Source organism: Sphingomonas sp. 1185 (genome assembly GCF_040544655.1).
Taxonomy (GTDB): Bacteria; Pseudomonadota; Alphaproteobacteria; order Sphingomonadales; family Sphingomonadaceae; genus Sphingomonas.
The window spans coordinates 323,820-334,765 of record NZ_JBEPKL010000001.1 but is presented as its reverse complement, the minus strand read 5'-3'; the positions used below and the strand labels follow the sequence as shown (position 1 = coordinate 334,765).

At 69.2% G+C, this 10,946-nt stretch carries 13 protein-coding genes; 4 read left to right on the top strand and 9 right to left on the bottom strand.

Going from position 1 to position 10,946, the window contains the following annotated elements; all coding sequences use genetic code 11:
• The first annotated feature begins 4 nt into the window (after nucleotides 1-4).
• Nucleotides 5-1,201, top strand: coding sequence for a class I SAM-dependent RNA methyltransferase (locus tag ABIC44_RS01450; protein WP_354293212.1), 1,197 nt, complete (start codon nucleotides 5-7; stop codon nucleotides 1,199-1,201).
• Here the strand turns inward: ABIC44_RS01450 and truA are convergent.
• A complete protein-coding gene (gene truA / locus ABIC44_RS01445; protein WP_354293211.1) occupies nucleotides 1,183-1,932 on the bottom strand; it encodes a tRNA pseudouridine(38-40) synthase TruA in 750 nt (249 codons plus the stop codon). The two genes, ABIC44_RS01450 and truA, sit on opposite strands and share 19 nt — an antisense overlap.
• Nucleotides 1,929-2,834 (bottom strand): methionyl-tRNA formyltransferase, encoded by a 906-nt coding sequence (gene fmt, locus ABIC44_RS01440; protein ID WP_354293209.1) that lies wholly within the window; start codon nucleotides 2,832-2,834, stop codon nucleotides 1,929-1,931. Before fmt ends, truA begins: the two co-directional genes overlap by 4 nt.
• Nucleotides 2,835-2,887: 53 nt before the next feature.
• Between fmt and recR the strand changes: the two genes are divergently transcribed.
• The 3 genes from recR to ABIC44_RS01425 all read left to right on the top strand — a co-directional run bounded on the left by recR (nucleotide 2,888) and on the right by ABIC44_RS01425 (nucleotide 5,599).
• Nucleotides 2,888-3,484, top strand: a complete 597-nt coding sequence (gene recR, locus ABIC44_RS01435) for a recombination mediator RecR (protein WP_307099223.1) — start codon at nucleotides 2,888-2,890, stop codon at nucleotides 3,482-3,484.
• Between the two features lie 45 nt (nucleotides 3,485-3,529).
• A complete protein-coding gene (gene def / locus ABIC44_RS01430; protein ID WP_309695892.1) occupies nucleotides 3,530-4,051 on the top strand; it encodes a peptide deformylase in 522 nt (173 codons plus the stop codon).
• 84 nt (nucleotides 4,052-4,135) lie between these two features.
• Complete coding sequence (locus tag ABIC44_RS01425; protein WP_354293207.1) at nucleotides 4,136-5,599, top strand: DNA recombination protein RmuC; 1,464 nt, start codon at nucleotides 4,136-4,138, stop codon at nucleotides 5,597-5,599.
• Between the two features lie 201 nt (nucleotides 5,600-5,800).
• On the opposite strand, the gene ABIC44_RS01420 is transcribed toward ABIC44_RS01425, so the two are convergent.
• The 7 genes from ABIC44_RS01420 to ABIC44_RS01390 are packed head-to-tail and all read right to left on the bottom strand — an operon-like array spanning nucleotide 5,801 to nucleotide 10,891.
• Nucleotides 5,801-6,613, bottom strand: coding sequence for a TrmH family RNA methyltransferase (locus ABIC44_RS01420; protein ID WP_354293205.1), 813 nt, complete (start codon nucleotides 6,611-6,613; stop codon nucleotides 5,801-5,803).
• Entirely contained in the window at nucleotides 6,613-6,885 is a 273-nt protein-coding gene (locus tag ABIC44_RS01415; protein ID WP_307099215.1) for an HPr family phosphocarrier protein, read from the bottom strand. Before ABIC44_RS01415 ends, ABIC44_RS01420 begins: the two co-directional genes overlap by 1 nt.
• Nucleotides 6,882-7,289, bottom strand: a complete 408-nt coding sequence (locus ABIC44_RS01410; RefSeq protein WP_307104538.1) for a PTS sugar transporter subunit IIA — start codon at nucleotides 7,287-7,289, stop codon at nucleotides 6,882-6,884. Before ABIC44_RS01410 ends, ABIC44_RS01415 begins: the two co-directional genes overlap by 4 nt.
• Nucleotides 7,290-7,307: 18 nt before the next feature.
• Complete coding sequence (rapZ, locus tag ABIC44_RS01405) at nucleotides 7,308-8,219, bottom strand: RNase adapter RapZ (RefSeq protein ID WP_309695884.1); 912 nt, start codon at nucleotides 8,217-8,219, stop codon at nucleotides 7,308-7,310.
• Nucleotides 8,219-8,653: an HPr kinase/phosphorylase gene (locus ABIC44_RS01400; protein WP_354293203.1), complete on the bottom strand. Its 435-nt coding sequence runs from the start codon at nucleotides 8,651-8,653 to the stop codon at nucleotides 8,219-8,221. Before ABIC44_RS01400 ends, rapZ begins: the two co-directional genes overlap by 1 nt.
• Nucleotides 8,650-10,215 carry a sensor histidine kinase gene (locus tag ABIC44_RS01395; RefSeq protein ID WP_309702269.1) on the bottom strand — a complete coding sequence of 522 codons (1,566 nt, stop codon included), beginning with the start codon at nucleotides 10,213-10,215 and terminating at the stop codon, nucleotides 8,650-8,652. The genes ABIC44_RS01400 and ABIC44_RS01395 overlap by 4 nt, the downstream gene beginning before the upstream one ends.
• Nucleotides 10,184-10,891 (bottom strand): response regulator transcription factor, encoded by a 708-nt coding sequence (locus tag ABIC44_RS01390; RefSeq protein WP_307099206.1) that lies wholly within the window; start codon nucleotides 10,889-10,891, stop codon nucleotides 10,184-10,186. Before ABIC44_RS01390 ends, ABIC44_RS01395 begins: the two co-directional genes overlap by 32 nt.
• Nucleotides 10,892-10,946 lie beyond the last annotated feature (55 nt).

Here is a 10,946-nt window from a genome sequence, read left to right as displayed (position 1 = left end):
TCGCATGAGCGATATCATCATCCGCGTTGCCGCACGCGGCGACGGCGTGACCGAAAACGGCCGCCACGCCGCCTTTGCCGCCCCCGGCGACCTGCTGGAAGCGGACGGCACCGTCACGCCCGGCCCGCATCACCAGGAGCCGCCTTGCGGCCATTTCCCCCGCTGTGGCGGGTGCCAGCTCCAGCATCTGGACGACGAAAGCTATGCCGCCTTCGTCACCGACCGGGTCGCCTCCGCGCTGGACGCGCAGGGGCTGGCCGCGCCGCTTCGCGGGCCCCATGTCTCGCCGCCGCGCAGCCGCCGCCGTGCCACGCTGCATGCCGAGGCGAAGGGCGGGCGCGTGATGATCGGCTTTTCGGAGGAAAAGAGCCACGCGATCGTCGATATCGCCGAATGCCATATCCTCGATCCCGTGCTGTTCGCGCTGGTCGCGCCGCTGCGCGCGCTGCTCCAGCGGCTGGGGTTCAAGCGGCGCGGCGACGTGCACCTGACGCTGGCCGATCAGGGGGCGGACGTGCTCGTCACCAATTTCTCGCCGGATGGTCTCGAAGCGGCGGAAACGATCATCGGCTTTTGCGAGCGGCACGGCGTCGCGCGATTCGCGGTCGATGACGGGCTGGGCCCCGAGACGCGCTGGGAGCCCGAGCCGGTGACGGTGACGTTCGGCGGCGTGGGCGTGCCCCTGCCGCCCGGCGCCTTTCTCCAGGCGACGTGCGATGGCGAGGCCGCGCTGGTCTCGGCGGTGCGCGAAGCGGTGGGCCGGCCGCGCACGACCGCCGATCTGTTCGCCGGGCTCGGCACCTTCGCGCTGGCGCTGCCCGGCAAGGTCTATGCGGCCGAGGGTGCGCGCGACGCGATCCTGTCGCTCAAAGGGGCCGCCAATGCGCAGGGGCGGCCGGTCTTTGCCGAGCATCGCGACCTGTATCGCCGCCCGCTGACCAAGGCGGAGCTGGACCGTTTCGACGCGATCGTGCTCGACCCGCCGCGCGCGGGCGCACGCGACCAGGCGGCGGCGCTGGCCAGCGCCAATGTCGCCTCGGCCGCCTATGTCTCGTGCAACCCGGCCAGCTTCGCGCGCGACGCGCGGGAGATGGTCGACCAGGGCTGGCAGCTGGAATGGGTGCAGCCGGTGGGCCAGTTCCGCTGGTCCACCCATGTCGAGCTGGCGGCGCGCTTCGTGCGTCAGCCGTCCGAGGGATAATCCGCCGCGACGAAGAACAGCCCGTCCGACGGCGCGTTCAGCCCCAGCTGCGCGCGGTCGCGGGCGACCAGCGCTGCCTCGACATCGTCCGGCGTCCAGCGCCCCATGCCGACCAGCGCGAGACAGCCGACCATCGACCGCACCTGATGGTGCAGGAAGGACCGGGCGGCGGCGCGGATATAGAGGCGGGCATCGACCCGCTCGACCGACAGCAGGTCGAGTGTGCGGACCGGGCTGTCCGCCTGGCAATGGACCGAGCGGAAGGTGGTGAAGTCGTGCCGCCCGACCAGCCGGGAGGCCGCCTCGGCCATCGCGGCCTCGTCCAGCGGCTGGGGCACCTGCCATGCCAGCCCCGCTTCGTGGGTCAGGGGGGCGCGGCGGTTGACGATGCGATATTCGTAAGACCGGCGGATGCACGAAAAGCGCGCATGCCAGTCGTCGGCCACCGTCACGCAGTCCAGCACCGCCACCGGGTTGGGCCGGATCCGCGCGTTGATCGCCTCCATCAGGCGAAAGGGTGCGATGTCCTTGGCGATGTCGACATGCGCGCGCATCGCCAGCCCGTGCACCCCCGCATCGGTACGCCCCGCGGCATGGACGGCGGTGCGCTCGCCGGTCACGGCATGGATCGCATCCTCCAGCGCCTGCTGCACGCTCGGCCCATGCGACTGGCGCTGCCAGCCCATGAAGGGCCGCCCGTCAAATTCGACCGTCAGCGCGAAACGGGTCAAAGCCGCGTTCCCGCCGGGATCGCAAAGCCGCGCAGCAGCTCGTCCGCGCTCGACACGCCACGCCCGGCGCGCTGGACCGAGACGGCGCGCAGCGCGCCTTCGCCGCACGCGATGGTCAGCGCATCGTCCAGCACCTCGCCGGGTGCCCCTTCGGCCTCGACCGGCTCGGCGGCGAGCAGCTTCACCCGCTCCCCCGCGACCTCGAACCAGGCGCCGGGTGCCGGGTTGAACGCGCGGACCTGTCGCTCGAGCTCGACGGCGGGGCGGGTGAAGTCGATCCGCGTCTCCGCCTTGTCGATCTTGGCGGCATAGGTCACGCCCTCCTCGGGCTGCGTCCGCGCAGGATAGCGGTCGGGGTCCTCCAGCACCCGGACCATCAGCCGCGCGCCCATCGCCGCCAGCTCGTCGGTCAGCTCGCCCGTCGTCTTGCGTCCGATCGGGGTGGAGTCCTCCAGCTTGACCGGGCCGGTGTCGAGCCCCGCCTCCATCTGCATGATGCCGACGCCGGTCACCGCATCCCCCGCCAGGATCGCCCGCTGGATCGGCGCGGCGCCGCGCCACCGGGGCAGCAGCGAGCCATGGACGTTCAGGCAGCCGAGGCGCGGCGCGGTCAGGATCGGCCTGGGCAGGATCAGGCCATAGGCGGCGACCACCGCGACATCGGCGTCATGGGCGGCGAACCGCGCCTGTTCCTCCTCGCCGCGCAACGACACGGGGGTGAGGACGGGGATGCCCAGCGCCTCGGCCGCCTGCTGCACCGGCGAGGCGACCAGTTGCCGCCCGCGCCGCCCGCCGGGGCGGGGCGGCTGGCTATAGCTGGCGACGATGTCATGCCCGGCCTGCGCCAGGGCTTCCAGGACCGGGACGGCAAAGCCCGGCGTGCCCATGAAGATGATCCGCATGGCAATGCCTCTCTGCGCTGGCGGGACGGCGCGCAACCCCCTATCTGTTCCCCATGGCATCCCCCGAGATCGAGGCGCTGACCCAGGCGCTGGCGCGCATCCCCGGCCTTGGCCCCCGTTCGGCGCGGCGCGCGGTCCTGCACCTGCTCAAGAAGCGCGAGGCGGCGCTGGCCCCGTTGCTGTCGGCGCTGGCGGCGGTCGAGGAGCGGCTGGAGACCTGTTCGACCTGCGGCAATATCGACACCGCGAACCCGTGCGCGATCTGTGCCGATCCCCGGCGCGACGCGGGCGCGCTCTGCGTGGTCGAGGAGGTGGCGGACCTCTGGGCGCTGGAGCGGTCGCGGCTGTTTCCGGGGCGCTTCCATGTGCTGGGCGGCCGCTTGTCCGCGCTGGAGGGCGTGCGGCCCGAAGACCTGGCGATCGACGCGCTCGTCCGCCGGATCGAGGGCGGCGGCATCGACGAGGTGGTGCTGGCGATGAACGCCACGCTGGAGGGGCAGACGACGGCGCATTACATCGCCGAGCGGATCGAGCGCTTCCCGGTCCGCGTGACCCAACTGGCGCATGGCCTGCCGGTCGGCGGCGAGCTGGACTATCTCGACGAAGGGACGCTGGCCCAGGCCCTGCGTGCGCGCCGGCCTGTGGTCTGACGCCCCGGCTTGACGCTTTTGCCCATGCGCCGTAGCGAAACCGTCATGGCCATTCTTCCGATCGTCGAAGTTCCCGACCCCCGTCTGCGTCTCGTCTCCAAGCCGGTGGAGGCGGTGGACGACGGTGTGCGCCAGCTCGTCACCGACATGATCGACACCATGTACGACGCGCACGGCATCGGCCTGGCGGCGATCCAGGTCGGCGTCGACAAGCGCGTGCTGGTCATCGACCTTCAGGAAGAAGAGGATGAAGAGGGCAAGCCGGTCAAGAACCCGCGCGCCTATATCAACCCCGAGATCCTGTCGGTCAGCGACGAACTGTCCAGCTATAATGAGGGCTGCCTGTCGATCCCCGAGCAATATGCCGAGGTGAAGCGGCCCGCACGCTGTCAGGTGAAGTGGCTGGACGAAAAGGGCGAGGCGCATGAGGCCGAACTCGACGGACTGCTCGCCACCTGCATGCAGCATGAGATCGACCATCTGAACGGCGTGCTGTTCATCGACCATGTCAGCCGGTTGAAGCGCGACATGCTGATGCGCAAGCTCAACAAGATGCGCAAGGGCTGATCCCTTTCGCGCGAATGGGCCTGTTCGTGCGGGCCCGTTCGATCTATGTTCCGGCCTGTCCTTTGGTTCTGACAGGTTGTGACAATGCCCGAATTGATTGCCGTCGCGCTGCTGGCGCTGTTGCTGGGCGGATTGGCCGGATGGCTGGCGGCCCGGCGCAAGGCCGACGGGCTGGCCGGGGAGCTGGCCACGGCCAGGGCGCGCGCGGCCGAGGTCGATCCCTTGCGCGCCGCCCGCGACGCCGCCGAGCGTGACAAGAGCGATGCGCTCCAGGCGCTGGCGGAGTTGCGCGGGCGCGCCGCCGACCTCGACATGATCCGCGCCGCGCGCGACGCCGTGGAGGCCGAGCGAAATGCGGCGCTGCGCGAACTGGCCGAGCTGCGCGCCCGGTCGCAGGAGCGCGAGGCCGCGCATGCCCAGGCGCTGGAGGCGCTGGGCCAGGCACGCGAGCAGATCAACAGCCAGTTCGGCGAGGCGGCGGCGCGTGCGCTCGAAGTCGCACAGCGCCAGTTCCTGGAACGTGCCGAGGCCCGCTTCCGCCAGTCGGAGGAAGCCTCGGGTCAGACGCTCAAGGCCTTGCTCGATCCCGTCCACCAGCGACTGCAAAGCTATGAAGAGGGCGTGCGCAAGGTCGAGGACGAACGCCGCGACGCATTCGGCGAGCTGAAGGGCCAGATCGAGGCGATGCGCATCGGCCAGGAGCGGGTCTCGGGCGAGGCCGCCAAGCTGGTCAACGCGTTGCGCAACGCCCCCAAGGCGCGGGGCCGCTGGGGCGAGCAGCAGCTGCGCAACGTGCTCGAAAGCTGCGGCCTGTCCGAACATGCCGATTTCCAGACCGAGGTCAGCGTCGCGGACGGCGAGGGCGGCCGGCTGCGCCCCGATGCGATCGTACGCGTGCCCGGCGGCAAGGCGCTGGTCATCGATGCCAAGGTGTCGCTCAACGACTATCAGGACGCGTTCGGCGCGGTCGACGAGGTCGAGCGCTTGGCGGGCCTGTCGCGCCATGCCGCCGCGATGCGTGCTCATGTGAACGGGTTGGGCAATAAGAGCTATTGGAACCAGTTCGACGACGCGCCCGATTACGTCATCATGTTCGTGCCGGGCGAGCATTTCCTGTCGGCGGCCTTGGAGCATGACCCGACCCTGTGGGATTTTGCCTTCGACAAGCGGGTGCTGTTGGCGACGCCGACGAACCTGATCGCGATCGCGCGGACGGTGGCTGCGGTGTGGCGGCAGGAAAAGCTGGCGCAGGAAGCGCGGCAGATCGGCGCGCTGGGCAAGGAGCTCTACGCGCGCCTGGCCGTGATGGGCGGGCATGTGTCGAAGCTGGGCAAGAATCTCGACACCGCGATGACCGCCTATAACGCCTTTGTCGGCAGCCTGGAGAGCCAGGTCCTGACCAGCGCCCGCCGGTTCGAGGCGCTGAACATCGACACCGGCGGCAAGAGCATCGACCAGCCCCCCATCGGCGAACAGGCCGCGCGACCGCTGACGAAGTTGATGCCGGTGGTGGAACTTGCGGGCGAGGGGGCGGAAGTCTCCGGCTAATGGCCGCGGGCAGTTGGGGCGAGGGCGGGCGTGGCCTTCGACTTCGCTCAGGCTGAACGGAGGTGGGGTGGGGCGGCTACGGTCATGGCCTCACCCTCACCCTCAGCCAAAGCTCCGTTCGCACTGAGCGAAGTCGAAGTGCAAGGGAATCGCTCTCCCCTTGCCAACCACCCTTACCCAGACCGAACGACACCAGGTTCGTCAGCCCGCCGACGCGCCACCCTGTTGGGCCAGAACCTCATAGGCCATCACCGCCGTCGCCACCGCCGCGTTCAGGCTGTCGGCCTTGCCCAGCATCGGGATCTTGACCAGCTGGTCGCACGCCGCCGCATAGTCGGCGGGCATCCCTTGCGCCTCGTTGCCGGTCAGCAGGAAGGTCGGCCCCGCGTAACTGGCGGACCGATAGTCCGTATCGGTGTCGAGGCTGAGGCCGACCAGCTGGCCCGGCCCCTGCCGCAACCAGTCGAGAAAAGGCTGCCACTCGGTCTTCACGATCGGCACGGTGAACAGCGCCCCCATGCTGGCGCGCACCGCCTCGACCGAAAAGGGGTCGACGCATTCGCCGATCAGGATCAACCCGCCCGCGCCGACCGCATCGCCGGTGCGCAGGATCGTCCCCAGATTGCCCGGATCGCGCAGCCGCTCCGCCACCAGCCAGATGCCCGCCGAGGATCGGTCGAGCGCGTCCAGCGTCGTGCCCAGTTCCTCGAACACGCCGACCACGGCCTGCGGATTGTCCTTGCCCGATAGCTTGGACAGGATGTCGGGCGTCGTCTCGATCGCTTCGCCCTCTGCCCGTTCGACCGCGCGGATCAGCTCGCGGACTAGCGGATGGTCGGCCGAGGGGCGGGCATAGAATAACAGGGTCGGCACCCGCCCGGTCTCGCGCGCTTCGGTCAGGATGCGCAGGCCCTCGGCGAGGAACTGGCGCGCCTGTTTGCGGTGGCGCTTGTCGCGCAGGTCGCGGACCCACTTGATCAGCGGGTTGGAATAAGCGGTAATTTCACGGGGCATCAGTCTTCGCCGAACTTCGCTTCCACCAGCGCGGCCAGCGCCTCGACCGTCTCGCCCGCGCCGTCGCCGGTTGCGCTGATCGTGATCGTGTCGCCCATCGCGGCGCCCAGCATCATCAGGCCCATGATCGAGGTGCCGGTCACCATGCTGCCATCCTTGCCGACGCGCACCTCGCAGGGCTGGGTCGAGGCGAGGGTGACGAACTTGGCGCTGGCGCGGGCGTGAAGGCCACGCCGGTTGGTGATGAGGACGGAGCGGCTCTGCTCGGTCATGCGGCGGCCTCGCCCAGCACCTCGGAGGCGACCGAGATATATTTGCGTCCGGCCTCGCGCGCGGCGGCGACGGCATCGACGACCTGCATCGCCTTGCGCGCTGATCCCAGGCGAATCAGCATGGGCAGGTTCATGCCCGCGATCACCTCGACCCGGCCGCGCTCCATCAGCGAGATGGCGAGGTTGGAAGGCGTGCCACCGAACAGGTCGGTCAGCACGATCACGCCGCGCCCGGCATCGACGGTGGCGATCGCCGCGGCGATGTCCGCGCGGCGCTCCTCCATATCGTCCTCGGGGCCGATCGCGATGGTCGCGATCCGCTCCTGGGGGCCGACCACATGCACCATCGCGGTCACGAACTCATCGGCGAGCCGCCCGTGCGTCACCAGAACCAGACCGATCATGTCAGACACGCATATCCATCATTTCTTGGCCGGCCCGGCTTCCAGAGAGTCTTTCGGCACGGCACGCAAATCACGATGCACCACCGTGGGCGAAAAACCGCTTTTGCGCAACCGTTCCGCGATCCGCTCGGCGACATGGACCGACCGATGCCGCCCGCCGGTACAGCCGATCGCGACGGTGATATAGGATTTGCCGCTGGCGATGTAACGCGGCACCAGCGTGTCGAGCAGCCCCTCGATCTGGCCGAGCGATGCCTCATAGGCGGGGTCGTGGCGGATATAGTCGATTACCGGCTGGTCCAGCCCGGTGCCCGGACGAAGCTCAGCCGACCAGTGCGGATTGCGCAGGAAGCGCATGTCGAAGACCAGATCGGCGTTGCGCGGCAACCCCTTGGAAAAGCCGAAGGACATGACGGTCATCACCGGCTCGCTCAGCCCCTCGACCGCATAATTGGCGCGCAGCCATTGGCCCAGGTCGTTGCTGGTCATGTTGGTCGTGTCGAGCAGGCGGTCGGCCATGTCGCGCAGCGGCGCGAGCAAGGCGCGTTCGTGCGCGATGCCATCGTCTGCCGCCCGGTCCATGGCCAGCGGATGGCGGTGCCGGGTCTCGGCATAGCGGCGCTTCAGCTCGGCCCCGCCACAGTTCAGGAACAGCGTCTCGACCGCGATGCTGGGGCTTTCGTTCAGCCGCGCCACGCGCTGCGAAATCTTGTGCGGATCGAAATCGCGCGTCCGGACTCCCAGGCTGATGGCGAGCGGGCGTTTCTTGCCCTCCATGCCGGCGGGCGGCGGCGCCTCCAGCAGACTGTCGAGCAGGAAGAGGGGGAGGTTGTCCACCACTTCCCAGCCCAGATCCTCCAGCGTTTTCAGCGTGGTCGACGTACCGGCACCGGACATGCCGGTGACCAGCAGAATGCGTTTGCGGTCCATCACAAGCGCTCCTTGATGTGCGTAACGAGTAGCTCGACCTTGATCGGTGCCGAGGCGGGGCGGGGATCGAGGCGAAACACAGGCAGGGAAACGCCCGCGATCGGGCTCCGGGCCCATTCGGGCATGCGGTCCTCCTCGCCCAGATCGATGACCAGCCCGACTATTGCCTCGGGCCGATGCGGCATGGGGCACAGGCCGACGCCCCTGACCTCGATCAGACCGGCGATCGTCTCGGGCACGCGGACCTGCAATTGGCCGCTCATGCCGCGGGCCTGGACGTAATCGTCACCGATCAGCGTCGCGCCGCGATCGATCAGCCGCAGCGCCAGGTCGGACTTGCCCGCGCCCGACGGCCCGCGCAGCAGCACGCCCATGCCCTTCACGACGACACCGGTCGCGTGGATCAGTTCGACGCGATCATCGGCCAGGGTCATGACACGGGTGCCAGCGGCAGTCGGACGACGAAACGCGCGCCGCTCATTCGGTCCTCCCGCGATTCGACATGGATGCGCCCCTGATGCGCCTCGACGATGGTGCGCGCAATGGCGAGGCCCAGGCCCGAATGACGGCCGAAATCCTCGGCAGCGGGGCGGATCGAGTGGAAGCGGCGGAAGATCGCCTCGCGCGCCTCTTCGGGAACGCCGGGGCCCTCGTCCTCAACGCGGACGATCAGGTCATTATGGTCGTGCGCCAGACTGATCGCCACCACCCCCTGATCGGGCGAGAAGGACAGCGCATTGGCGACCAGATTCTCGAACACCCGTTCCAGCCGCGCGCCTTCGCCCAGGACGATCGCTGGGCGCGGGTCGGGCGAGTCGAAGCGCAGGCGGATGCCGCGTTCCACCCCGCGCGCCTCGCGCTGTTCGATGAGCCTGCCGATCAGCGCGTGGAGGTCGACCGGATCGAACTTCGCGCGGCTCAACTGCGCGTCCAGTCGCGAGGCGTCGGAAATGTCGGTGATCAGCCGGTCGAGCCGCCGGACATCGTCGCGGACGATCGCCAGCAGCTGCGCCTGGAGCGCGGGGTCGCGGATCATCTCCAGGCTGTCGACCGCGGAGCGGAGCGAGGCGAGGGGGTTCTTCAACTCGTGGGTGACATCGGCGGCGAAGGCCTCGGTCGCATCGATCCGCGCGCGCAGCGCCAGGCTCATGTCCGACAGGGCGCGGGCCAGCATCCCCAGTTCGTCGCGACGATCGGGCAGGCGCGGCACCACCACTTCGCGCGCGCGGCCCAGCCGGACGCGGACCGCCGCGCGCGCCAGCCGCCGGAGCGGCCGGACGATGGTGCGCGCCAGGAACAGCGAAAGCAGGACCGAGATCAGTGCGACGAGCGCCAGCAGGACGCTCAGCCGGAACCGCTCGATCCGGACGGTTTCGGTGATGAAGCGGGCATTCTCGGTCGTCATGATCGCGCCGCCGCCGGGCAGCGGGGCGGCGGCGGTGATGACGGGGGTGCGGTCGGGCGCGCGCCAGACCGAGCCCGACACGCGCGCCTGTCGCGCCGCCACGACATCGGGCCATTCCGCGCCGCCGCGCCGTTCGCGATAGAGCGGCGGCCGGGCGGCACCGACGACGGTGTCGATCCCGGCGTCGAGGAAGCGCGCGATCGCCTGCCCCCAATCCTGCTTGTCGGGATCGCGCAGGACGAAGTTGCGCACGCCCAGGTCGCGGCTGTCGGCGGTCATCCGCCCCTGCGGATCATAGAGCCGCAACCGCCCGCCGGTATCTTTGGCGATCCGCATCATCAGCGCATCGCGCTCGCCCGGCCGGACCGAGCTGAGCGCCTCACCGACCAGCCGCACCTCGCGCAACGCCTGCGCCACCCGGTTGTCGAGCAGCCGGGTGCGATAGGAATCGAGATAGAAGAACCCACCCGCCAACAGCAACAGCGCAAAGATGTTGAGCGCCAGGATCCGCTGGGTCAGCGAGATCTGGCCCGACCAGCGCAGGGCCAGGTCGGGGGCTTCACTCCTCGGAGAATCGGTAACCGGCGCCATAAAGCGTCTCTATGGCGTCGAAATCGGGGTCCACCTGGCGGAACTTGCGGCGCAGGCGTTTGATATGGCTGTCGATCGTGCGGTCGTCGACATAGATGTCGTCCTGATAGGCCGCATCCATCAACTGGTTGCGGGTGCGCACGATGCCGGGCCGCTGGGCCAGCGTCTCCAGGATCAGGAATTCGGTCACGGTCAGGGTGACCGGCTCGTCCTTCCAGGTCACCTTGTGCCGCGCCGGGTCCATCGCCAGCGCCCCGCGCGTCAGCGGGCCCTGCACCTCGGCAGCGGTCGTGCCCTGCACCTGCCCGGACGCCTCCGACCGGCGCAGGATCGCACGGATGCGCGCGATCAGCAGCCGCTGAGAAAAGGGCTTGGCGATATAATCGTCCGCCCCCATCGCCAGCCCCAGCGCCTCGTCCAGCTCGTCATCCTTGCTGGTCAGGAAGATCACCGGGATCTGGCTCTTCTCGCGCAGGCGACGCAGCAGCTCCAGCCCGTCCATGCGCGGCATCTTGATGTCGAAGATCGCCAGGTCGGGCGGATTGTCGATCAGCGCCTTCAGCGCGGCTTCGCCATCGGCATAGATGCGCGTGAGGAAACCCTCCGCCTGAAGCGCGATCGACACCGAGGTCAGGATGTTCCGGTCGTCGTCGACCAGCGCGATCGTAGCGGTCATGCGATGGACTTGCCCTGGAACGAGGCTTGCGATCGGTTGGCCATGCGCACTCGGT